Genomic DNA, 26,324 nt, shown 5'->3' with positions numbered 1-26,324 from the left:
GGTTCTACAGGAGTAGCCTGGCCTTTACTATGTCAAAGCAAATAAAAGATTCAGGTACTGGTGTGACCGGAAGACAGAAATCTCTACCTTGAAAATCTAAAACATGGCCTTTGCTGCTTCCTTATCAGATCATCGGAAGTTACCAGAGGCAAAATAATCTACCCAGCAAGCTAACTTTACCATAGAAGCTGATAACAGGAGGATACCAGTATGCAGAAGATAATCCCCCCGCTGACACTTTACGTGAAGGTGGTATTTGTATTTATTGTTCATCTCCTTTTGATAGGATGTACTACTGCAGAAGATGAATTACAACACAAGGGCGGAGTAGCTATCTCATTTGATGATCACTTTATAGATGAATGGTATCAGCTGAGGCCTCTTTTTAAACAACACGGGGCTAAAGTCACCTTTTTTATTACCTGTGCCGACACACTTACTGAAGCTGAAAAGAGGCTCTTACATGAGCTACAGGAGGATGGCCATGAGATTGGATTTCACGGTACTGTCCATGGCAATGCTACGCAGCTCCTGAGCAGTGCGAGCGTAGATGGCTACATCAGTACTGAACTGGAACCGGGTATGAAGTACATGCAGCAGGCGGGATTTCACCCTACTTCCTATGCCCATCCTGGCGGTAATCATAACGCTCTGGCTGACTCTGTCCTGCTGGCACAGGGGTTCACCATACTACGTGATGTGGCTAAGAATGAGCGATCGCTTTATGGGGTACAGCTATACCATCTGCCCCCCAAGTACATGCCTCACATCTACTACACTTTTGACCATGACAGTACAGTTGATGCCCTGACCATAGACACAGATGTACATATCAGCCAGGAAGAGATAAGGGAAGGCCTTATAAAAGCCAGGGACACCGGAACGGTACTGATGCTTTTTGGCCATAAGCCCCTCTACCAGGAGCCCAGACCGGGTGAGTATGGCTTCCGGGTCAGCTTTCTGAATTCCATACTGGCCCAGGCAGACAGTCTGGACCTACAGTTCTATACCATGTCGGAGCTACCGGCCCTGTCGGATCAGCGGCCAAAGCGCTCATCCTTGTAGCGGAGCAGCGGCTTTTCGAGGTACTCGTACGAGAGAGAGGCAACCAGAATAGAAATGCCTATCACCGCTGTATATAGGGTCAGATTGTACGCCACTCCGGACATACCAGGCTGATAGTCCCGGAGCAGATTCAGTATCGGCACCATCACCGCAACGTGGTAGAGGTAGAGTCCGTAGGAGATCTTTCCACTGAAGTTCATGAAGCGGTTGTCAATATTGAGAATACTATCCGGATTGGAAGCCAGATTGAGGATAATAATACCAAAGAGGATAGAGTACACCTCCATAAATGCGGGAAAGTGAAATCCTGATAGCAGGAGCAGGGCTGTCAGGATGTAGACGCCTATCTGTAAGTCACGGCGGTACAGGATGTCCAGGTAGTTGCGCTTATTCTTGAACACAATATAGGCGCATATTCCTCCGACGGCCATAGTCTGGATACGGAACTGTCCCAGAAAGGTTAGTACCATTTCCATTTGCTCAGCCGGTGTAGGCGAAACAGTCTGCATAGCAAAGTAAAGCAGGGCAGCGGAAGCCGTTAAGAATAGCAGTACTATCAGAATGCTGCGCCTGGGATACTTAATGAGCCAGGGCCACAGGTAGTAAAACTGCTCCTCTACCCCGATGCTCCAGGCCTGAGCGCACCAGTACGGCAGATTGTATATCACAAATGCGTAATTGGGGAAGACCAGAGCCAAAAAAGCCAAACGCTCGTAGTAGTACGTAAATACGTTTTCGGACGCACCCGGATACTCAAATATAGGTATATATGGAAAGACGAAGTACGACAGACCTATAATCAGGTAGTAGATAGGCCAGATCCGAAACACCCGCCGCAGGTAAAAATTCTTCGTAGAAATGTCACTGTGCTTCAGCTTTTCCTGAAGGAGCAGGTACGTAATCAAGAATCCGCTAAGAACAAAAAACAACCCGACTCCCAGTCTACCAATGTGCTTGATAAGCGAAATTCCGTAGATGTTAGGTATGCCCAGTGCGGCTTTGGCCTGCTCGATGTGGTGAAAGAGTACCAGGAGTGCCGCAACACTTCGAATACCATTTAAATTAGGAAAATACCGTTTAGAATTCATGCATTCACTGATCGTTCGGCGGCAAAAATAATGATTAGTAATTCAGATTCCCTATTTTTACTTTTGTCCGACAGGATCATTCTCATTATAGCTATGGATATAAAAAAGCTTAGTACTTCAATTATATTTTACTGTTTTTTTCACTCTCATTCTACATTCATAAGAGAGGAGTCTACGTTGAACTATATCAGCACGAGTCTCAATCCCTGCACTATCGTAATTCCGTTCAACCAGTAGCCGATCTACACTATATACCTGCTGGTTACCTTCAACGATCTTACTATACACACCTTTCCTTCATTATTTACGGAACTTACAATAGCTGCTTTAAGGGGACTTTAACCATCTGTTAACTCTGATTGGGACCAAAAGTTTGCCGAAACAGTCCCCTCTTCGAGGAGTTGATGCTGGTAACGATTGTACTATTACTAATCCGGGAAATGAGCGTAAGCAAATAGCCTGTGCTGGTCAATTTGCTCCTTCGGGTAAGTCCTGGTTGTTCAAAGGATAAGAGTCGATGCCTACCCGAACTTTATTTTAAACCAAAGTTGGTGAATACAAGTCATTAAATAGTAAAAGATCCAGGGAACAGGTACCTCTGGCCACTGAATCAAGCAATTAAATCCTGTGATATGAATAGAGCTGTACTCAAATTTTGTGTGATCGGTATTCTTACCTTAGGTCTTATAACTGAATCCCAGGCACAACGATTTTTTTCCGTAGTTTTTGACAAGCTTCCCCGCGACTTCCAGTTATATGCCCGGAATGATCAGAACGAGGCCGTAGTACCAGTTTCGGGTGTGATTGAGCTCCCCAACTGGAGCCACATGTCGCTGGTAGTATATCGGAATAATGAACGTATAAGCTACCACCGTAGCAACCTGGTCTATAATGCTGGTAGTACTTCTGCTAGCTTTGCGATGGAGTCCACAATCAGAGCAGAACTGGCTGATTACTCCTTTGAAGTATATGCCAGCCGTAACCAAACTGACTCGGTTCGGATCGTACGCCGGGATGATGTCGTGGCGGGTGATTTCTACGTGATCAATGGACAGTCCAACGCGCTGGCCATCGGAGGCTCTAACTCGTCGAGCAAGTACTGGCGGACTGTAGCCCGTACTCCCGACGACCGCCCCGGCTATTTTGAGGGAGATACCCTGTGGGGCCTGGCAGCCTGGTCATGGCCAACTGTAGGGATATGGGGACTGGAGCTTCAGAAACGAATACTGGAAGAGCATCAAATTCCGACCTGTGTTATTAACGGATCGATTCCCGGCTCCAAGATTGAGCGTCACATTGATACCAATCCCAACGCCACATACACTATCTACGATCTGTTACGTACTCGTATAAGAGCCTCGGGGGCTACCCGTATACGGGCGTTCTTCTGGTTGCAGGGAGAAGATGATGCTCTCTCTAACCCAGATGGCTATGCGGAGAAGTTCGATATACTGCATAAAATGTGGCAAAGGGACTTCCCGATCGTGGACAACTTTGTTGTGATGCAGATCAATATTCTCTTCCACCCGGCTTACAATGCTGGAGCGCTGCGTGATTTTCAACGCCGCACTTCCAGCCTATACCCCAAGACCTTGCATTTTGCAACCGTAGGACTTCCGTACTACGATAGTATTCATTATGGGAGGGAAGGTTATCAGGAGCTAGGTCGCCAGATATTCAATTTTATTTCATCCATCGTGTATGGTACTCCCGATGACCCCAACCGTAAGTCTCCTAACATACAGAAAGCCTATTATTCTTCTCCAGAGAAAAATGAAATTACGCTGCTTTTTGATGAGGGACAGGATATGCGTTGGCCATCTGATACAGTCGTGAAAGACCGCAACGGAGCCAACGTCACCGTGAGCGCCAGAAACCTTTTCTTCTTTGACGGCAACGAATCAGCACCGGCTCCCATCGCTTCGGCTCAGGCCCAGGGCAACCGGTTAGTACTCCAACTGGCTTCACCCGCCAATGCCCAACGGATCAACTACCTGCCCGCATTTAACTACGGGACCCGGTTCAGTGTGTTTCCTGGCCCGTACATCAAAAACAAAAACGGAGTATCGGCTTTCTCATTCCATGAAGTTGCGATAGGAGCTCCGCTGGCAATCAAGGACTTCAAAAAGGATGTTTTGGCAGTAGGTAGCGAAAGTTCAATTAAACTGAGCTGGCAACCAGTCAGTGGTACGGATATACTGTACGTTCTGCAAAGAAGGAAGGAGAGAGAGACTAGTTTCACCCCCGTTACCCAATACGATGGCAAAGCGGCTACCTTCACCGACACAGGTCTGGAAGCTAACACTGCCTACACCTACCGTTTGAAGGCGGTGAGTCCGCTATCAGAGTCGCCGGTGGTGGAGTTGACCGCTAAAACAGATCCGATACTGTCGGTAACTCCTGGCTACGAAAGGTACTGGATTATCTACCCCAACCCTACCCGGGACTTTATTAACATCACTTTTGGGCAGCCCGTAACCGGTAAACTTCAGCTGATTGATCTAAATGGACAACCGCATACCAGCCAGCCCCTGAAGCAGGAAATGCAGGCGGTACTTGATGTAACAAGACTCAGTGCAGGAGTATATATACTTAATTTCGAGAATGAGCGGGGAGAAAAGACCTCCAATCAGATTGTTATAAAGTAAGTACTACCTATTATTAGTAACAACAGAAAGTAGGAAGCTTAAAACCGAAAAGGTATCTTAAATGGCTACCAGCTACATCAGTAAACAGGAAGTACCCGCCGGAGAGGCCGTAGCCGGAAAAGACATCCGCGAAGGAATATTTGCGCTGATTCAGGCGGAGCATCCGGGTTTTACCAGGGAACTGGTTATCTCTATTGAAGAGCTGAATAAGTACCGGCGTCAGTACCTGACCCGCCTGATAGAGCAGGAAAAAGGTGAGTAGGCCGTGATGGACCGGGACGTGATGGAGGCCATCCGCAACAACTCCATTCTATCGGAGAATATTCAGGATGAAATAGAAGCTCAACTCACTACTGGCCAAAAGCTGGCGGATAAGATTGCTGACTTCGGCGGCAGCTGGACCTTTATTATTGTTTTCTTTTCGTTCCTGGTACTCTGGATGGCCATAAATGTCTTTGTACTTTCTGCGCGTCCCTTTGATCCCTACCCGTTCATTCTTCTGAACCTGATCCTGTCGTGCCTGGCGGCCATTCAGGCGCCAATCATTATGATGAGCCAGAACCGACAGGAGCAGAAAGACCGCCAGCGCGCCGAGCACGACTACAAGATTAGCCTGAAGGCCGAGCTAGAGATCAAGCTGCTGAGCGAGAAGATAGACCACCTGCTGGTACACCAGAACAAAAAGCTGCTGGAAATTCAGGAAGTACAGATTAACTACTTAGAGGATCTGCTGAAACGGATAAACCCCAAATGAAGCTGGAAAATAAGAAACAGAAAGTAGTGTCCCTACCGCAGTTTTTTATTCGTATGGGGCGCTACGGTGTTTTTGCGTCTATACTGATTACATTTTCCGCCGCCATTGGTACCCTGGGCTACTACTACCTGGCCCACCTCAGCTGGCTCGACAGTTTCTACATGACCTGCATGATCCTGACATGGGTCCTGTAGCCGACATGCCTTCTGATACGGTTAAGTTATTTTCATTCCTTTATGCCCTGTACAGCGGCGTGGCCCTCCTGCGTATTACGGCTGTATTCTTTGCTCCTATCATCCATCGTTTGCTGCACATCCTGCACGTGGAGGACGAGGAGCGGAACGACTAGCTATCACTGAGCTTCTTAATGGGCGTGAGCTGGACCTTCCGGAATTCTACCTCCAAGCCTTCGGCCTATAGGGCTATTTGGCAACCGCTGTTATAGCTTCGGAGTAGCCGGTTTGGTGGGGCTTTCGAAGGCGTTGGCCCCGCGTACGTGCAACTTGCGGCGGTACACTTTGTCCACGCAGCTAATGTACAGCGTGTCAAAATCAGGGCCGCCGAGGCACAGGTTAGAGACCTGCCCCTTCGTGACGGGAACGGGCAGAATGGCGTTGACACGCCCCAACTGATCCATAATCTGCACGCCCGTCAGCGTAGTTACATACACGCGCCCATCGCGGTCACATTTTAGTCCATCCGACCAGGCGTTTTCGTCGGTGTCCCGCACGTGCAGCCAGCCGTAGCGCTGCTTGTGGGCCAGGGTACCATCGGGCTGCACCTGGTACACCCACACCCAGTGCGAGGTCGACTCGGTAACGTACAGTTGCGTCTGGTCCGGCGACAGTGCCACGCCATTGGGGTACTTGAGGCCTTCGTCCAAGACAACTCTCGCGCCATTCGGGCGGAGCAGGTACAGCTTGCCAGGACGTTCCCTGCCATCGGGAGATGTCACGTATATATTACCTTGGTGCGACACCACCATGTCATTTCCGGGCAGGCTGTCGGCTACCACGGTTTCCTTGCCCCTGGCGTCGTAGCTCAGGATTTGTCTCGTTCCACCAGCTACTACGTACCGCCGCCCGTCCGGGCCAAAGGCGGTACCGCTACCTCTTTTAGAGTCGAGAGGTAAGGCCGTGAGTTTGCCGTCCAGGCCTACTTTGTACGTTTTTGAGTTGGGAATATCCTGAAAAAATACCTCACCGGCGGCGTTGACGGCCGTGCCTTCGGTGAAGGAGTAGCCTTCCCCAACCAGCTCCCAGCTCTCATTATTCACCAAAATATCACTCAGGAACTGGTTGGCCGAGCGTCCAACCTGAATGGGAGCCGGGTAGTCGCGCCAGAGCCAGCGCATAGCCTCCGGAAAAACGGCGGTACCGTGCCGGCCGTTGTGCCCGCCTTCGCCCCAGACGTGCCTGACGTCGTAGCCCGCGAAGCGCAGCGACCGCTCCATGCTTTCGTTGGCCTTCCACCAGTCGCCCGCGTAGATATTAAGGTCATTGGAGCCATCCTGCAGGAAGATACGAATGGGCTTGGGCTCGTACTTCCGCACGAGGGTGATGTAGCGGTCGGCACCGCGCAGACCTACGTAGGTACCTATGGCGCTGAACACCCGCGAGAAAGCATCCGGCCGCTCCCAAGCGGCTGTAAAAGCACACACGGCCCCACTGCTGGACCCGCCGATGGCACGGTCGTTGCCGCTTTTAGAGAGGCGGATGTGGCGGCCGTCGCTGGTCTTCTGCTTCTCGACCTCTGGCAGGATTTCGTCGAGAATAAAACGAGCGTAGGCATCGCCGAGGCCATCATACTCAAAACTCCGGTTGAAGCGGTCGAGAGCACCGTCCGCCTGCGCGGCCCGTACCCGCCCCGGCGTCACGAACACGCCAATGGTCACGGGCATCTCCTTACGGTGGATGAGGTTGTCAAATACCGTCGGGGCCTTCCATTGAATACCATCCTGATTTACGTATACGCAGGCGGGGCGGTCGGGGCGGTACTGCGCGGGTACATACACCCAGTACTCCCGCCAGGTACCCGGAAAAATGGTGGAATTCTCGAATGTGAATTTAAGTACCTCGCCCTTCGGTACCCCGGCCTGCTCTACCGAGGCCGGGTCTTCGGGGTAGGTTTCGGAAGGAGCCTGGGCGTAAAGTACAGTTTGGCACAGAACCAGTCCGGCCAGCAGTAGGCGTTTCATGCGGGTTGGGGTTTAGGAGAAATTAGGAATGGAAAGATGGTGAATTTCAGCCATCCAGACAACAGCAACTGCCGGATACTTTATAGTAAATTCGCCTTCGCCAGCTCGTTACTCCTGTCTCTCTTGCACCACCCGCTCACGCCCACAGATTGAGCCTGGCGCTGGTTATCGGGCAGATGTGGCAGGTGGACCGGGTACATTAATAGTATAAGTTTCCAACCAAATGCACCCCATTCGGAACATAGTGAGGTATCAGTTTTGGACCACTTAACAGGCTGGCATCCGCCGGGAAGTATGAAGCAAAAGCACCTAATTAGTATTATGTTCAAATCTAACTTATTACCACTCCTACTACTCCTTACTCTTGGCTGTACCAGCCCATCGAGTGAGCAAACCGCCACGGCTCCCACCGAGGAAGCCCCTGGTACCTCCTCCGACCTCTACACAATAGAAGCGACCACAGAAGAGGAGTTTGATAAAGCATCTACTACTTCCACCGTGGGCTTCGGCCTGGAACCCGGCGATGCTCAAAAAACCAACGGTACCCTCAGCCTCAAAATCAACGGGAAGTGGCAATCCATAGAAGCTTTTCGGGACACGCTGCTCAACACTACTACTCCTGAAAAGAGAGAATACAAGTACCTGGGGCAAAACCGTCAGTTGAACAAGTACCTGGTAGCCGAGATTGGAACTAATACTTATCAGACGTACCTCGTCGATAAGACAACCGGCTCGCTAACCGCCACCTGGTCCGAGCCGGTACTCTCACCCGATGGAAAGTACCTGGCTAATATCTCTTCACCAGACACGACGCCATCAGCACCGAATGGCATACAGGTGTGGCGGGTCACGAAGCAGGGGGAAAGCGCCACAATCGAGAAGTACTTCCAGGTGGATTCGCCCGACTGGAAGCCGCTGGAACTGTACTGGGAGTCACCCCAGGTTATACTACTACGGGTAGTACCGATGGCTAAATACGAGGCATTACAAGGTCAGCCCCAACCGGAGGACTTTGCTTACGTGCGGCTGACTGTAAAGTAAGCAACTCCCAACTGCTACCTATAAAACAGCGGCGCCTGCTTCTCCATCGGGATAAGCAGGCGCCGCTGTTTACGATCAATAGTATTGTATTACTTCGCCTCCTGCATTAGTACCTCCACGGCTTTTTCGAGTTGGGCGTCTTTACCCTTTACTACCGTTTCGTACTCATTCCATACCAGTACGTCGGGCTCGGTCTGGGAGTTTTCGAGGTACTGGCCGTTCATAGCTTTTACACCCAGCGGCGGTACTCCCCAGCGGATGCTGTTGTCCTGTAAGGCCTCCCAACCCGCGAAGGTACAGGTACCGGGCACAGGCATACCTACCAGCTTGTTGATCTTCTGATCCTGCACCATGAAGGCGTAGCAGTGGCCGTCGGAGTAGTTGGCTTCGTTGGCCAGCGACACGCTTGGTTTGGTCCAGCGGAAGTTGGGTTCGTAGCCGTTGCTGCGGGTATCGGTGGTGTAGTCCATAAACTGTTTCCCGCTCAGGAACATCGCCAGGTCTGCTACCAGGTCGCCTCCGCCGTTGAAGCGAGTATCTACCACGATGCCCTTTTTACCGGCAAATTTACCCATAATCTCTTCGTAAGTAGTCCGGTAAGCACCGTCATTCATACCGGGTATATGTACATAACCCAGGGCTCCCTTGCTCAGTCGCTCTACCTCATCCTGGTTACGTTTTACCCAGCGCCTGTACAGCAGGCGGCTTTCTTCGCTTGTTGATACAGGCTTTACTATCACCTCCCGGTGATTCTTTCCGTCCAGGATAGTTACCAGTGTATTCTTATCCCCTTTGCGGTTGAGGTACTGCGCCAGGTCGCGGTCGGGTGTGATCGCTTCGCCGTCTATGGCTTCGATGATCATACCGGGCTTGATGTTAAAACCGGCCTTATCTAGTGGACCGTCCTTCAGTACCTCCTCAATCCGGACGCCGTTGCCCCGGTAGCTGAGGTCGTAGAAGGCTCCCAGCGAAGCGGTAGCATCGTCAGTAGGGTTAGAGGTACCGTAGCGCGCGCCACTGTGCGATACGTTCAGTTCACCAAGCAACTCGCTCAGCATTTCCGCAAACTCGTGGTTATTGCCGATGTGCGGCAGGTACTTCTCGTAGTCGGGCTTGTAGCTGTCCCAGTCTACTCCGTGCATACTGGCGGTATAGAAGGTCTTCTTGGTGCGGCGCCAGATGTGCTCAAACATAAACTGACGCTCCGCCGCTACGTCCAGGTTCATCTCGCCCTTGAGGCTGACAGGCTCCTGCTTGCTCTTCTCAGGGTCTATTTTCAGGATCTTGCCGTCGGTATTCAGGAAGATATTTTTCTGGTCTTTGTCCCATACCATCGAGCCACCGCCAGAGTTGAGTGTGATAAGCTGCTTGGTCTCCTTGGTACGCAGGTTGGTACTCCACAGGTTATGACCTTTTTCGAAGCGGGCCAGGTAGTACAGCGTTTCACCATCCTTGCTCAGGAGCGCATCAGCCAGGCTGGCCGAATGAATAGTCAGCTTGGCTTTACGATCCGCCAGACCGTCCCAATCTATCACTACGGGTTCATTTTTATTCTTTTTAGATGAATCCGCCTTGGTAGCTTTTTCCTCCTGCTCTTTCAGCAGGGCCGCATCTTCCTTGCTCAATTTGAAGCGATCATAGGCATCGGGCGTAAAGAACAGCGCGTACACATCGGCCTGTGAGCCGCCACTCTGCGCCTGACTCCGAAGGCCATCGCGGTTGCTGAACCATAGCATCATCTTACCACCATTTACCCACTTGGCGCGGTAGTCCTGGAAGCCGCTCTGGGTAAGATTAGTTACCTTGCCTTTGCCGTCGGCGGCGATGATACCGATCTCGCCACTGGCCATCCCGGGTACGCTGTAGTCAAAAAGCATCCACTGGCTGTCGGGGCTCCACTGGAAGTACTGGTCGTTGTCGCGCATGGAGAAGAGTTCTTTATCGGTCAGTAGGGTACGTACCTTTTTGGAGGCGATGTTGTACACCTTCAGAGTCATGCGATCTTCGACAAAAGCGATCTCTTTCCCATCGGGCGAGTACTCCGGCTGGTAGTTCTCCTTACTATTTTCAATAATAGGCGTTTCTTTCAGTACCGTCGAGGCGTAGAAGTAAGGCTCCTCGCTGCGGCTCATGCGGGTTTCGTAGATTTTCCAGCTATTGCCCCGCTCGGACGCGTATAGCAGCGCCTTTCCATCGGAAGAAAAGCTCACGCTCCGCTCCTGCTCAGGCGTGTTGGTGATACGTTTGGTGACACCGCCTTCTACCGAACTCACAAACACTTCACCCCGGAATATATAGGCCACCTCTTTACCATTGGGTGACACGGCCATGTCACGAGCCCCACCGCTAACTGCCATTACCTGCTCATTGTTGCTACGCGTGTCAGAGGATATCTGTACCTGTACTTTCTGAGGCTTCGCGCCAGCTTTCAGTGTATACAACTCACCGTCGTAACTGAAACACAGCGTACCATCATTGGCGCGGCTCAGGAAACGAACCGGGTGCTTTTTGAATGTAGTAAGTGCTTCGGACGAGGCCGGATTAGCCAGACTCATCTGGTGTACATTGAACGAACCATTGCGCTCGCTCAGGTACACCACCTTTTTTCCATCTTCGGTGAATAGAGGGTTGCGGTCCTCAGCATTGTGGGTAGTGAGCTTAGTATGCTTACCCGACTTTACATCGTATACCCATATATCCCGGGCGATGGAAGAGGTATGGTGCTTGCGCCAGGTATTTTCGCCCCCTTTTTTGTCGTGGTACACCAGTTGGCTACCATCCTTGCTGTACCTGACATCTTCGGCGGGGGTACTAAGTACCTGCTCCACGCGGCCTCCGATGATGGCTACCGAGTATAGCTCCGGCTGCGAGCCCGTCGGGAACTGGCGGTTGGAGGCTACATCCTGCCGGGCTGCTCCGAAGAGTACCCCCTTGCCATCGGGTATAAAATCATAGGGTGACTCATCGGCCGAGTGGAACGTAAGCCGCCGGGGCTGTCCACCATCGGCAGGGACTACGAATACATCAAAATTACCGTAACGGTCCGAAGCAAAGGCAATGGACTTGCCGTCGCGCGACCATACGGGCATATAATCGTGGGCTTCGTGCAGCGTCAGGGGCGTGGCAGTACCTCCTGCAGCAGGTACTTTCCAGATATCCCCTTTGTACGTAAAGACGATGGTTTTGCCATCGGGCGAGATACTCGGGTAGCGCAGCCAGGAAGGGGCTGTCTGGGCGGATACCTCGGGGGCAGTCAGCAGTACTGCCAAAGATATAAGATAGCGTAAGGGCTTGAACATGAAAATGGTTGATGAACTAGTTGCTTAACCAACAAAAATACGTCAGGCAGAGGGGCTTTGCAAACCGAGAGTTACTACTATGTTAAGTTTAGATGAAGGAGGGTTGGACTGATGACACTACTCCTTATATTTGGTAAGAACCACTACTCCCCTGTCATGAATCGCCTCCTGATCTTCTCCCTGTGTTTGGGCCTTATGATAGGCCTGAGCTCCTGTCCGGGTTCCATCTTCAACAAGCGCCATGGAAAATTTCAGGCGACACCCGTTAACCTGGACGTTATTAACTCGGATACGGATGATTACAACTCAGACCTACCCAGGAACCGGTATGGCCATGACTACCTCCTTTTTTCGTCAAAGCGTGACCGCAGGGATAAGTTTAACCTGGTACTTAAGCCTCTTGCGCTGGCGTATGATGATACCAGACAACTTACGGCTCGCATAGTACACTCTGGCTGGGGCCAACTTGCCCAGGATGAGTATTACTACGAAAGGCTAATAGAGAAGGCCAATCAGGACTGCAACGTGCTGGGCCCGGTGATGTATACCCTGTATGAGCAGGAACTTACTAACCCGAGCATCTACGAGAAAGGAAAGCACCTGCTACTCTACGCCGACGACAGCAAGGGGGGATCTGCAAATTAAGTTTGTCCATAACTTTAACGATAAGACGAAGGCCGAAGGCCCCTTTGAAGTAAGCTGGCTCAACAGCTACAAGGACGACGCCTACCCTACCTTCTCGAGCGACTTCTCGACCGTGTACTTCTGCTCCAACCGCGACGGCAATTTCGACATTTTTGAAGTAGCCGTACCCACTGACAAAAAACAGCTCCTGCAAACGCTGCTATCGGACAAGCTTCTGCCGGTTACTAAAAATACGCGTCTCTCCTCCCCCGCCGATGATAAGTGCCCTCACCTCCCAGGATCATATCTGCCGGGAAAATGGAGCAATGACAATGTGATGTATTTTGTGTCTGATCGATCTGGCGGGTACGGAGGTTTTGATATTTATTATTCGACGCGGGAGAATAGCCAGTGGAAACAACCGGTTAACATGGGCAACCGCATCAATACTACCTACGATGAATACCGCCCTGTCACGCTCCGCGACCGAAGTAACTTTGACTACCACGTAGGAATCTTCTCCTCCAATCGCCCCGGCGGCAAAGGCGGCTTTGATCTGTATGCAGTAGGCTTTCTAAAGGTCGAAGAAATTCCGTACGGTCAGTAATACTATTGGGGTACAAAGCAACAGCGGCAGCCTGATGGGCTGCCGCTGTTATCTTTATCAATACCAGTACTCAAAACAGCTCGTAAAGAATAAAATCTGGACTCTCTACAAACTCTTTGATTACAGTTGCTTTATCCAAAAGCAAATCCGCCAAGTATGCGGTAGAACAATTACCTGTACGTATCCATACTACTTTTGGAGGAGCAGAATAGGCATTTAGTAGCCGCACAAAGTCATCATCTAGTGTTATCCCGGCATCAAATCCATGCGCGCATACATAAATATAGTATGGTCGCTGGCGTCTACAAGCCCTTCATCCTTAACATGTGTTAACGTAGCAGAGAAATTCTCTACTTTTCCTAACAACCGGTGAGAAATATTTTGGTCTACCAACAACTTCATGCCGCAACATCAAAAAACGTACGGCGCTGAAGTAGCGCTGAGAATTCAAGTGCTACCAGAATATCCTCTCTGGTAAGCTCTGGAAAGTCTTCCAATATATCCTCAGTAGTCATTCCGGAAGCTAACCAGCGGAGTATATCCTCAACGGTTATGCGCATTCCCCTTATACAGGGTTTACCGCTACGCTTTCCTTCTTCCAGCGTTATTATGTTTTTGAAAATATACATCTATCTTCTGTTTAGCTTCCGGCTAATTACCTATCAACTCATAATTGCCCTACGCCAGCTTCTTGTACTTGATCCGGGTAGGCGTGGCATCGGTACCGAGGCGCTTGCGGCGGTTTTCTTCGTACTCGGAGAAGTTGCCCTCAAACCAGTATACCTGCGATTCACCTTCGAAAGCCAGGATGTGCGTGGCTACTCGGTCAAGGAACCAGCGGTCGTGGGAGATGACTACCGCACAGCCGGCAAAGTTTTCCAGACCTTCTTCCAGCGCCCGCAGGGTATTTACGTCCAGGTCGTTGGTAGGCTCATCAAGCAGCAGCAGGTTACCGCCCTCTTTGAGCATCAGAGCCAGGTGTACACGGTTACGCTCTCCCCCTGATAGGTTACCTACTTTCTTTTCCTGATCAGCTCCGGCAAAGTTGAAGCGGCTCACGTAGGCACGGGCATTCACCTGCTTTCCACCCAGCATCACCCACTCGTTCCCATCAGAGATAGTCTGGAATACGGTCTTGTTAGGGTCCAGGTTGTCGTGCTCCTGATCTACGTACGACCACTGCACGGTTTCGCCTACATCAAAGTGACCTTTTAGTGGGCTGGCCTGCCCGGTGATGAGTTTGAAGAGCGTTGTTTTACCGGCACCGTTAGGCCCGATAATACCGACGATACCGGCAGGCGGCAGCGCAAAGCTCAGGTCTTCGAACAGCAGCTTATCACCGAAGGCCATGGACACATCGTGAGCTTCAATTACTTTGCTACCCAGGCGCGGACCGGCCGGGATAAAGATCTCCAGTCTCTCTTCCTTCTCCCGTCCTTCTTCACTCAGTAGCTTTTCGTATGCACCTAAGCGTGCTTTAGATTTAGCCTGACGGGCTTTGGGTGCCATCTTTACCCACTCCAGCTCACGCTGCAGGGTTTTCTGACGCTTCGACTCCTGCTTTTCTTCTTTCTTCAGGCGGTCCTGCTTTTGTTCCAGCCAGGATGAATAGTTGCCTTTCCAGGGGATACCTTCTCCACGGTCCAGTTCCAGAATCCAGCCGGCTACGTTATCGAGGAAGTAACGGTCGTGCGTTACGGCAATAACGGTACCCTTGTACTGACGCAGGTGCTCTTCCAGCCACAGTACCGACTCAGCGTCGAGGTGGTTGGTAGGCTCATCGAGTAGCAGTACGTCGGGCTGGCGCAGCAGCAGGCGGCACAGGGCCACGCGGCGCTTCTCTCCCCCCGACAGATTACCCACAGTAGCATCCGGGGGTGGACAGCGTAGCGCATCCATGGCTACTTCCAGGCGATTGTCCAGGTTCCAGGCGTCGGTAACATCCAGTTTTTCCTGTACTTCACCCTGACGAGCCAGTAGTTTGTCAAAATCCGCATCCGGATCACCGAAGGCCTCATTGATTTCATCAAACTCTTTTAGTAGGTTTACGATTTCCTGCACCCCTTCCTCTACTACCTCTCGCACAGTTTTTGTGGGATCTAATTTTGGCTCCTGCTCAAGCATACCGACGGAGTAGTTGGGTGAGAATACTACCTCGCCCTGAAAATCCTTGTCAATACCCGCTATAATACGCAACAGAGTAGATTTCCCGGATCCGTTCAGACCTAAAACACCGATCTTGGCACCGTAAAAAAAGGATAGATAGATGTTTTTTATGATGTGTCTATTAGGCGGAATTATTTTACTAACTCCCGCCATCGAGAAAATAATGGTTTCGTTACTCATTTTTTAGTTAATTTGTGCTTGGCAAATATCATCAAATAAACCCTTACAGTAAAGCAGATAAAAAGTGAAATAATGGAAAATGCCACATTAATGGATGAATACGGTTACGTCAAAGACGGCAAAGTATTTTTAAAGGGATACCTTGAGTACCCCGATCGGCAGATTGGCGAAGTGAAGCGCACAGAACAGGAAGCCATTGATTACTTTAAGAATCGTTTCACGATTGCCGAAAGTAAGGTGGCCCAACTGGAAGAGGAAGTAGCTGAGGCTCAGAACAAAGGATCATACCTGACCAAACTGATGCAGCTACGTCGTAAACTGATTGGCTTTGATGCAATCGGTGACTTTATTCCTTTGCTCGAGCGCCTGGACAAAGCAGAGTCCTACCTGACAGACCTGATCCACTCCAACCAGCTAAAAAATCTTGAGATCAAACGCGCCCTTATCGAGGATGCCAAAACTGCCGCTGCCATTGAAGACTGGCAAAATGCGACGGACGAGATCCAGGAGGTAAAGGCCAAGTGGATACGGACGGGCCCAGTCGACAAAGAGTACCAGGAAGAAGTGGAAACTGCTTTTCAGGGGGTACTTGATGATTTCTTCCAGCGCCGTCGCGATTTCTTTGCCGAGCAGAACCGCGTGATTCAGGAACGGATCGACGCCTACGAGCGACTTATCAAGCAGACCAAGCAACTCAACTGGGGGAATGACCTCGATGGTTCGTATCAGAAGGCCCGCGACATACGTCAGGCCTGGAATACTATAGGTGAAGTACCTCCCAAGAAATTCTTTAAGATCAATAAAGCCTACCGACACTTCCTCAAGCTGTTTTACGACCGCTACAACACCGCCAAGGGTATTGAGCCGAAGGTAAAAGTAGACCCTCGCGTGCTCGAACAGCAGAAGCTGCTCACGCAGGCGGAGTCACTCCTTAAAAATGAAAACATAGTAGTAGCGGCAGAGCAGGCCAAAGTACTACTGAGCAAGTGGAAGGATATCAAGATTCCTTTCAAGCTGGTGGACAAGGACATGGCCGAGAAATTCCGCTCTACCTGCGATAAAATATTTGAATTGAGCTACCTGGCTCGGGTGATCCACCGCAAGTACCCGGCTTTTGAACTGAAAAGCGAAGAAGAGCAGCTACGTACCCAGATCCGGGAGATGGAGTGGCTGGTAAAGCGGGAGCGAAGCGATCTCGAGCTGGCTACACAGAGTACCGAAAGTATGCTGACTGGCAACGAGGACCAGGATAAGCAACTACTGGGTAAGCTGAATATTCAGAAGCGTAAAGTAGCAATGAAAGATCGTATCCTGCGCGAGTTCCAGAAGAGATTGGACTCTCTCAGCTAATCTCTTTCATTGAGGATTTACGTATCATAAGTTTTGTCTTGAGCACCCTGGTTTCGAAAGAGACTGGGGTGTTTCTGCTTTCAATCAGTTCCAGCAGCAGCTCGGCGGCCTGCTGCCCTATCTCAAACGAAGGCTGCGCTACCGAACTCAGCGGCGGGTCCAGCAACGACGAAATCGCCAGATCCGAGAAACCAATAAGCGCTACATCTGCGGGCATACGGTACCCTAGCTGGCGCAAGGCCCAGTGTACCCCCAGCGCAATCCGGTCCGAAGCGGCAAATATAGCATCCGGCCGCTCCCGCAGCGCCATCAGCTGGTAGGCCCGCTCGGTACCTCCGGCCTGGTTGTACTCGCTGGATACGACCCATTCATCCCGCATGGCAATTCCGTACTTGTCCATAGCATCCTTGTAGCCGTTGAACCGGTTGCGGCTAATGGACAGCTTGGGAGGTCCGGCTATATGAGCAATACGCTGGCATCCCCGCTGAATCAGATGCTCAGTGGCCTCAAAAGCACCCTTGTAGTCATCTACCAGTACCTTATGGGTAGTGATGGCATCCGTAACCCGGTCAAAAAAAACAACCGGAATGTCCTGCTCCTGAAGTTCCCGAAAGTGATCATAGCGCTCTGAACTGCTGGCAAGCGAAACAACCAACCCATCCGCCCGTCGGGTAGCGATGTGTCGTGCATCTATCAACTCCCGCTCGTACGATTCGTGGCTCTGGTAGATCATCACATGGTACCCCCGGCTGTACGCTACATCCTCTACCCCCGCGATAGCCGACGAAAAGAACGCATTGGCGATATCAGGTACTATGATCCCGATGGTATGCGTACGGTTCTTCAACAGGCTGAGCGCAATGGGGTTAGGCGAATAGTTGAGTTGCCGGGCCAGCTCCAGTACCCGTTGCTTGGTCTCCTCGCTTATTTCCGAACTGTCCCGTAGTGCTCTGGACACCGTCGATTTGGACACATTCAACTCACGCGCAATTTCCTTGATGGTTACGGAGGCCTTTCCCATGTATATTATTTGAATAATGCAATTATTTCAAAACATCCTTTGCTTCGTCTGCACACTCGTTTCTCCGCAATATATCGAAAATTATAAAATTTCCCGGAAAAAGACGGTCTTCCGGGAACGGTTCCGGGAACGGTTGCGTAGATTTCTTGCTTTTTTTCAAGAAGTTTTTTTGCATATCAACGGTACTCTGTGTAATCTCAGTAAGATTATACTCTATAATCTACCCGAGCCATTCAATCGTTTTCGTAAAAAATTACTATTCCTTACCTCACACAGTTACCATGGAAATCACTGCTGTTACTTCAGCTTCTTTTACCTCGCGCCGGTCAGGTGGTATGGAGGTACTTTTCGGGAAAGTCGTTCGGGAGGGCGATTACATTGCATTCCGTGAGTTATTTACGCGCCATTACCGCAGCCTGTGTACCTATGCGATGCGCGTAGTAGTAGTACGGGAAATTGCCGAAGAGGTAGTATCGGATGTATTTGTGAAACTGTGGAAAAACCGGGAGCAGATAGAGGTACATACCTCATTTGAGGCTTATATGTACCGTGCTGTACGTAACCAGGCTCTTGACTATCTGAAGCTACGGTCGTATCGTTGCCGTGAGCGAGACTCACTGGACTCAGTACAGTGGAATATGGCCCACGCCGACCACTACACTCCTATTGAGGAAATAGCATTCAATGAGTTCTATGACCGGGTTGAAGGCTGCATCAGTGAGTTACCACGCCAGTGCCAGGTCATATTCAGACTGAGCCGCGAGGAAGGCCTGCGTTACCGCGAAATCGCCGAGCGCCTGCAGATCTCGGTTAAGACCGTAGAAACCCAGATGGGCCGTGCGCTGAAGGTACTGCGTGAGCGCGTACCCGAAAATCGACTGGTGGCTTAAGTGCGGGTAAAGAGACGGATCTTTCGTCCTCTTTTTGTGAATCTATTTTTTACTTATTGAACTACATTACAGAATGGCTCTCGAACAAACCTGGCGCTGGTTTGGCCCCAATGATCCCGTGTCTCTTTCGGATATACGACAGGCCGGTGCTACAGGTATCGTATCAGCGCTTCATCACCTGCCCAATGGCGTAGTGTGGAGCGAAGAAGAAATACAAAAGCGTAAAACAACTATAGAAGAGGCCGGACTCAGCTGGTCGGTGGTAGAAAGTGTACCTGTACACGAAGCCATCAAAACCCGCACCGGACGCTTCAAAGAATACATAGATAACTACAAGCAGACCCTGTACAATCTGGGACGGAGCGGCATCGATACCGTATGCTACAACTTCATGCCCATACTGGACTGGACCCGCACCGACCTGGACGCTCCCATGGCCGATGGTTCTACGGGTCTGCGCTTTGATGCTACGCACTTTGCGGCCTTTGAACTGTATATACTGCAACGCAAAGGCGCCGAGCAGGATTATAGCGATGAGCAGAAGCAGAAGGCCCGTCAGTGGCTGGATGCCGCTACCGACGAGGAGGTACATAAGCTTACCCGCAACATCATAGCCGGACTACCCGGCTCAGAAGAGAGCTTCACCATTGAAGAGTTTCGGAATGTACTGGATACGTATAAGGATATAGATGACGCCAAACTGCGCGAGCACCTGTACCTGTTCGTACAGGAGATAGCCCCGGCCGCCGCCGAAGCGGGGGTACGGCTCTCTATTCACCCTGATGATCCTCCGTACCCGATCATGGGACTCCCCCGGGTAGTAAGTACCGAGCAGGATGCCCGGCAGCTCCTGCAGGCTTGCGATATACCTGCTAATGGTATATGCTTCTGTACAGGCTCTTACGGCGTACGCGCCGACAACGACCTGGTAGGTATGGTAGAGCGTCTTGGCGACCGAATTCATTTTGTACACCTGCGGGCGACCCGCCGCGAACCGGACGGCAGCTTTTACGAAGCCGACCACCTGACGGGAGACGTAGATATGTTCGGAGTGATGAAAGCACTCCTGACGGAGCAGAAACGTCGGCAAAGCAGTGGCAGAAGCGACCTCAGGATGCCCTTCCGCCCCGACCACGGTCACCGTATGCTTGACGACCTCAACTCGGTCAAGAAAATTAACCCTGGCTACACGGCCATTGGCCGCCTGCGTGGACTGGCTGAATTAAGAGGTTTGGAAATGGGAATAGAAAGATCTGGCATCTTATAGCCACCACGTACATAGTAGTAGGAACGATTAAAATCAAATTTCGATGTTTGTCATTCAACATACCGCACAGAAAACCTTTGTTACTGAAGATTTCCTGCTTCGCACCGAAACCGCCCGGCATCTTTACCACCAGTATGCCAAGAACATGCCGATTATTGACTATCACTGCCACCTTTCACCTGAGCAGATAGCCGAAGATACTCAGTTTGAAAACCTGACGCAGGTGTGGCTGTACGGCGACCACTACAAGTGGCGCGCCATGCGTACCAACGGCGTCAATGAGCGCTACTGCACCGGTGATGCCAGCGACTGGGAAAAATTTGAGAAATGGGCGGAGACGGTACCCTATACCATGCGTAACCCATTGTACCACTGGACGCACCTGGAGCTGCTGCGCTACTTTGATATAGATGTACTGCTCAATAAAGATACCGCTCGCGATATATACGAAGAATGTTCAGCCAAGCTGAAACTGCCTGAGTACAGCGTTCGTAATCTGCTGCGCCGGATGAATGTAAAGGTGGTATGTACTACGGATGATCCGGTGGATGCCCTGCAGGCGCACCAGCAACTCCGGAATGAAGAATTTGATATACAGGTACTGCCTACCTTCCGTCCTGACAAATCGATGCTGCTCATCGACCAGCCTAAGGCTTTTGTTGACTACGTGACCAAACTATCGGTGGCGACGGGACAGGAGATAGGATCATTGAACGAGTACCTGCAGGCGCTGCGTAGCCGCCATGCCTACTTTGCTTCGATGGGCTGCCGCCTCTCCGACCACGGTCTGGAGCAGGTATATGCCGCTGACTTCGATGAGGCTACCGTAGCCGCTACCTTCGCGAAGGTACTGGCTGGTGATGTACCTACCCCGACTGAGTCACTGATGTTCAAGTCGGCGATGCTGTACTGGCTGGCTCAGTGGGATGCTGCCGCCGGCTGGACCCAGCAGTACCACCTGGGCGCTCTGCGTAACAACAACTCGCGCATGATGCGCCAGCTTGGTCCCGACACCGGCTGGGATTCTATCGGCGATTTCAGCCAGGCTCAGGCCCTGACCCGCTTCCTCGACCGCCTCGATTCCAGCGACGAACTTGCCAAGACCATCCTGTACAACCTTAACCCCTCAGACAACGAAATCATCGCTACCATGATCGGTAACTTCAACGATGGTAGTGTAGCGGGTAAGATTCAGTTTGGCTCGGGCTGGTGGTTCCTGGATCAGAAGGACGGTATGGAGCGACAGATGAACGCCCTGTCAAACATGGGCTTGCTGAGCCGGTTTGTAGGTATGCTGACTGACTCGCGCAGCTTCCTCTCTTACCCACGTCACGAGTACTTCCGCCGCATCCTGTGTAACCTCATCGGTAATGACGTAGAGAACGGAGAGCTGCCTAATGATCTTCCCTGGCTAGGTAAGCTGGTACAGGATATCAGCTACAACAACGCCAAGAATTACTTTGGATTTAGAGGGTAGGTGTTTACCCTATACTCCTTATAAAGAGAATACGCACTTACACAAGTACTCATTATATACAATGCAGGCAGCCAGGCTGCCTGCGTTGCTGACACTAAACCCGAATAAACTACACAGCGGCTCAGCCAGCTTCTCGTAGTGAGTTTACAACCTTTATACTTTAATTCCACATGATTACCAAGCCTGTCATTCCCCCCGTTGCGGCCTCACAGGTCCCCAAGCCCGCCGGAAACTACCGCTGGCGTATCGTAGCGCTCCTCTTTTTTGCTACGGTTGTAAATTACGTGGACCGTACGGTACTGTCTTTTACTATTATTGATGATAATTTTAAAAGGGATATGCTGGGTCTGGCAAGCAATCAGCCCCTTACTGAGGCTGCCAATGCGCAGTTTAAGGTACAGATGGGCTATGTTGACGGGGCTTTTAAGCTTATGTATGCCTTAGGCTTTATCCTGATCGGCTGGCTGATCGACCGGATCGGTACCAAGAAAGGTTACTCATTAGGTATATTTATCTGGAGTGTAGCTGGTATTGGTACTGCCTTTGTTGGTTCGCTGATGGGCCTGCGTTTCATGCGGGGACTACTAGGTCTTGGTGAAGCCTCCAACTTCCCGGCAGCTATTAAGACCGTTGCTGAGTGGTTTCCTAAGAAGGAACGCTCTCTGGCCAACGGTATCTTCAACGCCGGTACCAATATTGGAGTTATTCTGACTGCCCTGGCTATTCCCTATATGACGCTGACCTACGGCTGGCGGGCTTCGTTCCTGATTACAGGAGCGCTGGGGGCTTTTTTGCTGCTGTTCTGGTGGATCCTGTACAGTAAGCCCGAGGAGAACAAAAACCTCACTAAAGAAGAGTTGGCTTATATCAATAGTGACGCTTCTGAGGAGCAAGCCCAGGAGAAAATCCCCTGGATCAAGATGCTAAGCTACCGACAGACCTGGGCGCTGATGGTAGGTAAGTTTCTGGCTGACCCTATATGGTGGTTTTATCTTTTCTGGTTGCCAGACTTCTTCAACTCCAACGAGGCCCTGGATCAAAAGCTCGACCTGAAAACAGTCGGTATTCCGTTCCTGGTGATTTATCTGGTATCGGATGTGGGAAGCGTATTCTTTGGCTGGCTCAGTACCAAGTTCATGCAGATGGGCTGGTCACTCAACAAAGCCCGCAAGACTACTATGCTCATCTGCGCCCTCTGCGTAGTACCTACATTCTTTGCATCTATTACGAGCAATATCTATGTGGCGATCGCCCTGATATCGCTGGCAGCTTCGGCTCACCAGGGCTGGTCGGCTAACCTGTATACCTTTGGCTCGGACCTGTTCCCTAAGAGCATGGTTGCTTCGGCTACCGGTATCGGAGGTATGGCCGGGGCTATCGGAGGTACCCTTTTCGGAATTGTAACGGGTATTGTAGTAGCCTATGTTGGATACCTGCCCTTATTCATCTTTGCGTCGGTAGCTTATCTGATCGCGCTCGGTATCATCCAGCTGATCATGCCCCGCCTGGAACCCATTAAGAGAGTAGAATAGAATTGTTTGATAGAAAGAACTAATTTTCTGGCCAGGTCAGAAGATTAGTTCTTTTTGTATTTACGACTAACGTAACCCAATGGCTCAGATCATTACTTTTGGCGAGGTACTCATGCGGCTCAGTACGCCCGGATTTGCCCGCTTCGAACAGGCTCAGCAGTTCAATGTTACTTACGCCGGCGGCGAGGCCAACGTAGCCTCCGCACTAGCGTACTGGGGCCACTCGACTGCCCACGTTACCCGCTTCCCGGACAGCCCGGTTGGGCGGGCAGCGGCTCAGTACCTGCGCTTTCACGGCGTTGATACTTCCCACATGATTTACGGCGGTAATCGTATTGCCGTGTATTTTCTGGAAACCGGTGTGGCCATGCGTCCCAGCCAGATCGTTTACGACCGGCAATTTTCGTCTTTTGCGGAGATCAATCCAGCTGAAATAGACTGGGACCACATCCTCAAAGATGCTACGTGGTTTCACTGGGCAGGCATAACCCCGGCACTGTCACAGGCCGCAGCCGACGCCTGCCTGGACGGCATCAAGGCAGCCCGCCGACGTGGATTGACCGTGTCCGGCGATATATTTTACCGCTCCAACCTATGGAAGTACGGCAAAAAGCCTTCGGATATACTCCCTGAGTTGACAGCCGGTACCGATCTGGTGATTGGTAGTCCGTTTATATTTAAAGATATTTTTGGCATAGAGCCGGGAGCTACTTTTGAGGAGTCGTGTCTGCGTCTTCATAATGCTTTTCCGCAGGTAAGCCGGGTGGTAGATACCCACCGTACCTCCCTTAGTGCCAGTCATAACCTGTTGCGGGCCTCTATGTGGAATGGTGAAAAGGTACTGGAAACCGAAGATATCGAGATCAACCCTATTATAGACCGCGTAGGCGGTGGCGACGCATTCATAGCGGGACTCATCCACGGATTGCTAACATTCAATGATGAGCAGCGCGCACTGGAATTTGGTGTAGCGGCTTCGGCTCTGAAGCATACGATCGAAGGGGATGCTCTGGTATCTACCGAAGCAGAAGTAGAGGCTATCCGTCAGGGGGACACCTCGGGACGCATTAAACGATAAAACCAGTACCTGACCGGTTAACATATATACAATGGCATCTATTGATAAAGATACAATTATTACTCTTCTGAAGGAGGTGGGCGTTGTTCCCCTTTTCTATCACGCTGATTCAGGTCTTGTCAAAGAGGTTCTGAAAGCGTGCTACGACGGCGGTGCCCGCGTATTTGAATTTACCAACCGTGGTGAAAACGCCTACGATACCTTTGTAGAGCTTCTGAAGTATGTTCAGGAAGAACTCCCCGGTATGGCTCTTGGCATTGGTACTATTTATGACGCTGATATAGCTCGCAAATTCATTGATGCCGGTGCTGATTTTGTGGTGGCTCCTTTCATGAATCCCGAGGTTGGAAAAGTATGCTCGGAGGCTGGTATCCCCTGGTTGCCGGGTATAGCTACGCTGACAGAGATCTTTCAGGCTCAGCAGGCCGGTGCTGAGGTGGTAAAAGTATTTCCGGGTGAAGTAGTAGGAACAGGCTTTGTAAAGGCTGCAAGAGGCCCAATGCCTCACCTGCGCATGATGGTAACCGGAGGCGTACAGCCAACTCGGGAAAGCCTGCAGGAGTGGATAGGAGCTGGCGCCTACTGTGTAGGACTTGGATCTCACCTGTTTCCAAAGGATGTACTGGCCAGTGACAACTACACCTGGATTACAAATAAAGTCGCTGAGTGTATCGGTATTGTAAAGGAGCTCAGATCTTAGAGCCACTAAACATATAGAGCTAAAAAAGAGCTATGGCCTTGACGACCATAGCTCTTTCTATTTATAACTTCAGGCGGAAGATGCTCTGGATGCTGTTAGTCTTTTTTCCGTTCTTCTCTCCTCTGCTTTCGCTCCTGCTTTCTTTCCTCCCGGCGCTGCTTTCTATCATTTGCCTTATTGGTAGCATTAGAACTACCCTTAGTTTCATTCGATGATGAGCTAAAAAGATCCGAGAACTGAACTGAGTTATCAAATTCCGCCTTAAAGGCCTCTATGTAGGCATTTCGGACCATACCTCCAAGTATGGGCCAGATACTGGTCTCGACGTTACTTACATCACCTTGTAGAGGTATGTTGGTAGCAACCTGGTCCTTTTTCTGATTCTCCAGTACCTCTTTTCCTCCCTCCGCCAGAAGCTCTTTAATAAATCCTCCGACGCCTCGTTTTTCTTCTTTGTTGTTCTCCTCCTTCAGCTTAAATATCTGCATATCTTTGGTGAGAGGCTTTACGTAGCCTTCCAGCTTTCCATCGTACATCGCCAACTCGCTGTAGATGCTGATTGTACCTTTCTCAAAGTCAATATCCGCGTACTCCCGGGCCAGCTTATTAAGCTCCACCAGCTGTACCTTGTCAAAATTGAGCTGATAGTCAAAGTCAGGCGTCTGTTTCAACAGATTCATATCCGCCTTGAAGTCCAGCGATCCTCCGTACCCCTGCAGATCACCGGATGCCTTCACCGGCGATGGCAGACGTGCCCCCTTCTCCTCTACATTCCGGATGTTTTCGATCTGAAGCTGGAAGTTTTTCATGGACAGATCAGTACCGGGCTGACTGATTACGTTGGTCAGGTCAATCTGGCCATCTACAATGGCGAAGCGGTTGATTTCGATTGGCATGAGATCTTTTACAACCTGGGTCCAGTCATTTTCAACCCCCGTTTGACTAGAGCCTTCGTCCTCACTGAAAGCAAAGTTTATTTCGCCGTTATAGGTTATTACTTCACCTACCAGCTTTCCTTTCCAGATAGCATCCCACTCAACAGATAAGTCAGTTAAAGGGATCTGGATAAACGGCTCCTTTACCTGGCCATTTACTTTTTGAATATTCATACCCTCAATCTGGTAGGCTCCGCGTAAAAGGGATATGTTTACATCCTCAATACGACCTGTATACCCATCCATATCTGCGAGTACCTTATTGACGTAGCGAACGACAAAGTAGGGAAGCAAAAGCCGGGCTATGATCAGTAAGACTACCAATCCCAGCAATATCTTGACAGACTTTCTCAAAGTTTTCTGATGTGTTTAGTTAAAAAAATCTTCTCCCACAATGTAGGAGAA

General features: G+C 50.7%; 25 protein-coding genes. 16 read left to right on the top strand and 9 right to left on the bottom strand.

Annotated features, from left to right (window positions below; all coding sequences use genetic code 11):
- Positions 1 to 210: 210 nt before the first annotated feature.
- Positions 211 to 1,065 (top strand): polysaccharide deacetylase family protein, encoded by an 855-nt coding sequence (locus JUB14_RS00635; protein ID WP_207503549.1) that lies wholly within the window; start codon positions 211 to 213, stop codon positions 1,063 to 1,065.
- On the opposite strand, the gene JUB14_RS00630 is transcribed toward JUB14_RS00635, so the two are convergent.
- Positions 1,038 to 2,153, bottom strand: coding sequence for an acyltransferase family protein (locus JUB14_RS00630; protein WP_207503547.1), 1,116 nt, complete (start codon positions 2,151 to 2,153; stop codon positions 1,038 to 1,040). The two genes, JUB14_RS00635 and JUB14_RS00630, sit on opposite strands and share 28 nt — an antisense overlap.
- Before the next feature lie 632 nt (positions 2,154 to 2,785).
- Here JUB14_RS00630 and JUB14_RS00625 point away from each other — a divergent pair.
- The 5 genes from JUB14_RS00625 to JUB14_RS00610 all read left to right on the top strand — a co-directional run bounded on the left by JUB14_RS00625 (position 2,786) and on the right by JUB14_RS00610 (position 5,904).
- Positions 2,786 to 4,801 (top strand): T9SS type A sorting domain-containing protein, encoded by a 2,016-nt coding sequence (locus JUB14_RS00625; RefSeq protein ID WP_207503545.1) that lies wholly within the window; start codon positions 2,786 to 2,788, stop codon positions 4,799 to 4,801.
- A gap of 61 nt (positions 4,802 to 4,862) precedes the next feature.
- Positions 4,863 to 5,063: a hypothetical protein gene (locus JUB14_RS27620; protein ID WP_229367461.1), complete on the top strand. Its 201-nt coding sequence runs from the start codon at positions 4,863 to 4,865 to the stop codon at positions 5,061 to 5,063.
- Between the two features lie 6 nt (positions 5,064 to 5,069).
- Entirely contained in the window at positions 5,070 to 5,555 is a 486-nt protein-coding gene (locus tag JUB14_RS00620) for a DUF1003 domain-containing protein (protein ID WP_229367636.1), read from the top strand.
- A complete protein-coding gene (locus JUB14_RS00615; protein WP_207503543.1) occupies positions 5,552 to 5,749 on the top strand; it encodes a hypothetical protein in 198 nt (65 codons plus the stop codon). The genes JUB14_RS00620 and JUB14_RS00615 overlap by 4 nt, the downstream gene beginning before the upstream one ends.
- The gene (locus JUB14_RS00610) at positions 5,737 to 5,904 is read left to right on the top strand and encodes a hypothetical protein (protein ID WP_207503541.1); all 168 of its coding nucleotides are present in this window, start codon (positions 5,737 to 5,739) and stop codon (positions 5,902 to 5,904) included. Before JUB14_RS00615 ends, JUB14_RS00610 begins: the two co-directional genes overlap by 13 nt.
- A gap of 90 nt (positions 5,905 to 5,994) precedes the next feature.
- Here the strand turns inward: JUB14_RS00610 and JUB14_RS00605 are convergent, their stop codons facing one another.
- Positions 5,995 to 7,752 (bottom strand): SMP-30/gluconolactonase/LRE family protein, encoded by a 1,758-nt coding sequence (locus JUB14_RS00605; RefSeq protein ID WP_207503539.1) that lies wholly within the window; start codon positions 7,750 to 7,752, stop codon positions 5,995 to 5,997.
- A gap of 321 nt (positions 7,753 to 8,073) precedes the next feature.
- Between JUB14_RS00605 and JUB14_RS00600 the strand changes: the two genes are divergently transcribed.
- Positions 8,074 to 8,793, top strand: a complete 720-nt coding sequence (locus JUB14_RS00600; RefSeq protein WP_207503538.1) for a TolB-like translocation protein — start codon at positions 8,074 to 8,076, stop codon at positions 8,791 to 8,793.
- Positions 8,794 to 8,882: 89 nt separating this feature from the next.
- On the opposite strand, the gene JUB14_RS00595 is transcribed toward JUB14_RS00600, so the two are convergent.
- Complete coding sequence (locus JUB14_RS00595) at positions 8,883 to 12,092, bottom strand: S41 family peptidase (protein ID WP_207503536.1); 3,210 nt, start codon at positions 12,090 to 12,092, stop codon at positions 8,883 to 8,885.
- A gap of 111 nt (positions 12,093 to 12,203) precedes the next feature.
- Between JUB14_RS00595 and JUB14_RS00590 the strand changes: the two genes are divergently transcribed.
- Both JUB14_RS00590 and JUB14_RS00585 read left to right on the top strand, forming a co-directional pair.
- Complete coding sequence (locus JUB14_RS00590; protein WP_207503534.1) at positions 12,204 to 12,737, top strand: hypothetical protein; 534 nt, start codon at positions 12,204 to 12,206, stop codon at positions 12,735 to 12,737.
- On the top strand, positions 12,646 to 13,323 hold the full coding sequence (locus JUB14_RS00585; protein ID WP_207503532.1) for a TolB-like translocation protein: 678 nt from the start codon (positions 12,646 to 12,648) through the stop codon (positions 13,321 to 13,323). Before JUB14_RS00590 ends, JUB14_RS00585 begins: the two co-directional genes overlap by 92 nt.
- Positions 13,324 to 13,393: 70 nt before the next feature.
- On the opposite strand, the gene JUB14_RS28065 is transcribed toward JUB14_RS00585, so the two are convergent.
- The 4 genes from JUB14_RS28065 to ettA are packed head-to-tail and all read right to left on the bottom strand — an operon-like array spanning position 13,394 to position 15,669.
- On the bottom strand, positions 13,394 to 13,573 hold the full coding sequence (locus JUB14_RS28065) for a DUF5615 family PIN-like protein (protein WP_374757801.1): 180 nt from the start codon (positions 13,571 to 13,573) through the stop codon (positions 13,394 to 13,396).
- Positions 13,570 to 13,725, bottom strand: coding sequence for a DUF5615 family PIN-like protein (locus tag JUB14_RS28060; protein ID WP_207503531.1), 156 nt, complete (start codon positions 13,723 to 13,725; stop codon positions 13,570 to 13,572). The genes JUB14_RS28065 and JUB14_RS28060 overlap by 4 nt, the downstream gene beginning before the upstream one ends.
- The gene (locus JUB14_RS00575; protein WP_207503529.1) at positions 13,722 to 13,952 is read right to left on the bottom strand and encodes a DUF433 domain-containing protein; all 231 of its coding nucleotides are present in this window, start codon (positions 13,950 to 13,952) and stop codon (positions 13,722 to 13,724) included. Before JUB14_RS00575 ends, JUB14_RS28060 begins: the two co-directional genes overlap by 4 nt.
- A 49-nt stretch (positions 13,953 to 14,001) precedes the next feature.
- Positions 14,002 to 15,669 carry an energy-dependent translational throttle protein EttA gene (ettA, locus tag JUB14_RS00570; protein WP_207503527.1) on the bottom strand — a complete coding sequence of 556 codons (1,668 nt, stop codon included), beginning with the start codon at positions 15,667 to 15,669 and terminating at the stop codon, positions 14,002 to 14,004.
- Positions 15,670 to 15,741: 72 nt separating this feature from the next.
- Here ettA and JUB14_RS00565 point away from each other — a divergent pair, with 72 nt between their 5' ends.
- Positions 15,742 to 17,019: a DUF349 domain-containing protein gene (locus JUB14_RS00565; protein ID WP_207503525.1), complete on the top strand. Its 1,278-nt coding sequence runs from the start codon at positions 15,742 to 15,744 to the stop codon at positions 17,017 to 17,019.
- On the opposite strand, the gene JUB14_RS00560 is transcribed toward JUB14_RS00565, so the two are convergent.
- Positions 17,012 to 18,040, bottom strand: coding sequence for a LacI family DNA-binding transcriptional regulator (locus JUB14_RS00560; protein ID WP_207503524.1), 1,029 nt, complete (start codon positions 18,038 to 18,040; stop codon positions 17,012 to 17,014). The genes JUB14_RS00565 and JUB14_RS00560 overlap by 8 nt on opposite strands.
- Before the next feature lie 281 nt (positions 18,041 to 18,321).
- Here JUB14_RS00560 and JUB14_RS00555 point away from each other — a divergent pair, with 281 nt between their 5' ends.
- The 6 genes from JUB14_RS00555 (at position 18,322) to JUB14_RS00530 (ending at position 24,984) form a co-directional block, all read left to right on the top strand.
- Positions 18,322 to 18,930, top strand: coding sequence for an RNA polymerase sigma-70 factor (locus JUB14_RS00555; RefSeq protein ID WP_207503522.1), 609 nt, complete (start codon positions 18,322 to 18,324; stop codon positions 18,928 to 18,930).
- Between the two features lie 73 nt (positions 18,931 to 19,003).
- Positions 19,004 to 20,197 carry a mannonate dehydratase gene (uxuA, locus tag JUB14_RS00550; RefSeq protein ID WP_207503519.1) on the top strand — a complete coding sequence of 398 codons (1,194 nt, stop codon included), beginning with the start codon at positions 19,004 to 19,006 and terminating at the stop codon, positions 20,195 to 20,197.
- Positions 20,198 to 20,240: 43 nt separating this feature from the next.
- Entirely contained in the window at positions 20,241 to 21,674 is a 1,434-nt protein-coding gene (uxaC, locus tag JUB14_RS00545) for a glucuronate isomerase (RefSeq protein ID WP_207503517.1), read from the top strand.
- A 170-nt stretch (positions 21,675 to 21,844) separates the two neighbouring features.
- Positions 21,845 to 23,206, top strand: a complete 1,362-nt coding sequence (locus tag JUB14_RS00540) for an MFS transporter (RefSeq protein WP_207503515.1) — start codon at positions 21,845 to 21,847, stop codon at positions 23,204 to 23,206.
- A gap of 79 nt (positions 23,207 to 23,285) precedes the next feature.
- On the top strand, positions 23,286 to 24,284 hold the full coding sequence (locus JUB14_RS00535; RefSeq protein WP_207503513.1) for a sugar kinase: 999 nt from the start codon (positions 23,286 to 23,288) through the stop codon (positions 24,282 to 24,284).
- 31 nt (positions 24,285 to 24,315) lie between these two features.
- Positions 24,316 to 24,984 carry a bifunctional 4-hydroxy-2-oxoglutarate aldolase/2-dehydro-3-deoxy-phosphogluconate aldolase gene (locus tag JUB14_RS00530; protein ID WP_207503511.1) on the top strand — a complete coding sequence of 223 codons (669 nt, stop codon included), beginning with the start codon at positions 24,316 to 24,318 and terminating at the stop codon, positions 24,982 to 24,984.
- 95 nt (positions 24,985 to 25,079) lie between these two features.
- On the opposite strand, the gene JUB14_RS00525 is transcribed toward JUB14_RS00530, so the two are convergent.
- Positions 25,080 to 26,273: a DUF748 domain-containing protein gene (locus JUB14_RS00525; RefSeq protein WP_207503509.1), complete on the bottom strand. Its 1,194-nt coding sequence runs from the start codon at positions 26,271 to 26,273 to the stop codon at positions 25,080 to 25,082.
- Positions 26,274 to 26,324: the final 51 nt, after the last annotated feature.

It is taken from the genome of Telluribacter humicola, assembly GCF_017355935.1.
GTDB classification, from domain to species: Bacteria; Bacteroidota; Bacteroidia; order Cytophagales; family Spirosomataceae; genus Telluribacter; species Telluribacter humicola.
The sequence above is the reverse complement of the archived record's forward strand: the minus strand, read 5'-3'. Positions and strand labels throughout refer to the sequence as shown.

Excerpts from the sequence above, each read along its gene's own strand:
- JUB14_RS00635 (WP_207503549.1), top strand. The coding sequence starts at position 211 with ATGCAGAAGATAATCCCCCCGCTGACACTTTACGTGAAGGTGGTATTT.
- JUB14_RS00630 (WP_207503547.1), bottom strand. The coding sequence starts at position 2,153 with ATGAATTCTAAACGGTATTTTCCTAATTTAAATGGTATTCGAAGTGTT.
- JUB14_RS00625 (WP_207503545.1), top strand. The coding sequence starts at position 2,786 with ATGAATAGAGCTGTACTCAAATTTTGTGTGATCGGTATTCTTACCTTA.
- JUB14_RS27620 (WP_229367461.1), top strand. The coding sequence starts at position 4,863 with ATGGCTACCAGCTACATCAGTAAACAGGAAGTACCCGCCGGAGAGGCC.
- JUB14_RS00620 (WP_229367636.1), top strand. The coding sequence starts at position 5,070 with ATGGACCGGGACGTGATGGAGGCCATCCGCAACAACTCCATTCTATCG.
- JUB14_RS00615 (WP_207503543.1), top strand. The coding sequence starts at position 5,552 with ATGAAGCTGGAAAATAAGAAACAGAAAGTAGTGTCCCTACCGCAGTTT.
- JUB14_RS00610 (WP_207503541.1), top strand. The coding sequence starts at position 5,737 with ATGGGTCCTGTAGCCGACATGCCTTCTGATACGGTTAAGTTATTTTCA.
- JUB14_RS00605 (WP_207503539.1), bottom strand. The coding sequence starts at position 7,752 with ATGAAACGCCTACTGCTGGCCGGACTGGTTCTGTGCCAAACTGTACTT.
- JUB14_RS00600 (WP_207503538.1), top strand. The coding sequence starts at position 8,074 with ATGTTCAAATCTAACTTATTACCACTCCTACTACTCCTTACTCTTGGC.
- JUB14_RS00595 (WP_207503536.1), bottom strand. The coding sequence starts at position 12,092 with ATGTTCAAGCCCTTACGCTATCTTATATCTTTGGCAGTACTGCTGACT.
- JUB14_RS00590 (WP_207503534.1), top strand. The coding sequence starts at position 12,204 with ATGACACTACTCCTTATATTTGGTAAGAACCACTACTCCCCTGTCATG.
- JUB14_RS00585 (WP_207503532.1), top strand. The coding sequence starts at position 12,646 with ATGAGCAGGAACTTACTAACCCGAGCATCTACGAGAAAGGAAAGCACC.
- JUB14_RS28060 (WP_207503531.1), bottom strand. The coding sequence starts at position 13,725 with ATGAAGTTGTTGGTAGACCAAAATATTTCTCACCGGTTGTTAGGAAAA.
- JUB14_RS00575 (WP_207503529.1), bottom strand. The coding sequence starts at position 13,952 with ATGTATATTTTCAAAAACATAATAACGCTGGAAGAAGGAAAGCGTAGC.
- ettA (WP_207503527.1), bottom strand. The coding sequence starts at position 15,669 with ATGAGTAACGAAACCATTATTTTCTCGATGGCGGGAGTTAGTAAAATA.
- JUB14_RS00565 (WP_207503525.1), top strand. The coding sequence starts at position 15,742 with ATGGAAAATGCCACATTAATGGATGAATACGGTTACGTCAAAGACGGC.
- JUB14_RS00560 (WP_207503524.1), bottom strand. The coding sequence starts at position 18,040 with ATGGGAAAGGCCTCCGTAACCATCAAGGAAATTGCGCGTGAGTTGAAT.
- JUB14_RS00555 (WP_207503522.1), top strand. The coding sequence starts at position 18,322 with ATGGAAATCACTGCTGTTACTTCAGCTTCTTTTACCTCGCGCCGGTCA.
- uxuA (WP_207503519.1), top strand. The coding sequence starts at position 19,004 with ATGGCTCTCGAACAAACCTGGCGCTGGTTTGGCCCCAATGATCCCGTG.
- uxaC (WP_207503517.1), top strand. The coding sequence starts at position 20,241 with ATGTTTGTCATTCAACATACCGCACAGAAAACCTTTGTTACTGAAGAT.
- JUB14_RS00540 (WP_207503515.1), top strand. The coding sequence starts at position 21,845 with ATGATTACCAAGCCTGTCATTCCCCCCGTTGCGGCCTCACAGGTCCCC.
- JUB14_RS00535 (WP_207503513.1), top strand. The coding sequence starts at position 23,286 with ATGGCTCAGATCATTACTTTTGGCGAGGTACTCATGCGGCTCAGTACG.
- JUB14_RS00530 (WP_207503511.1), top strand. The coding sequence starts at position 24,316 with ATGGCATCTATTGATAAAGATACAATTATTACTCTTCTGAAGGAGGTG.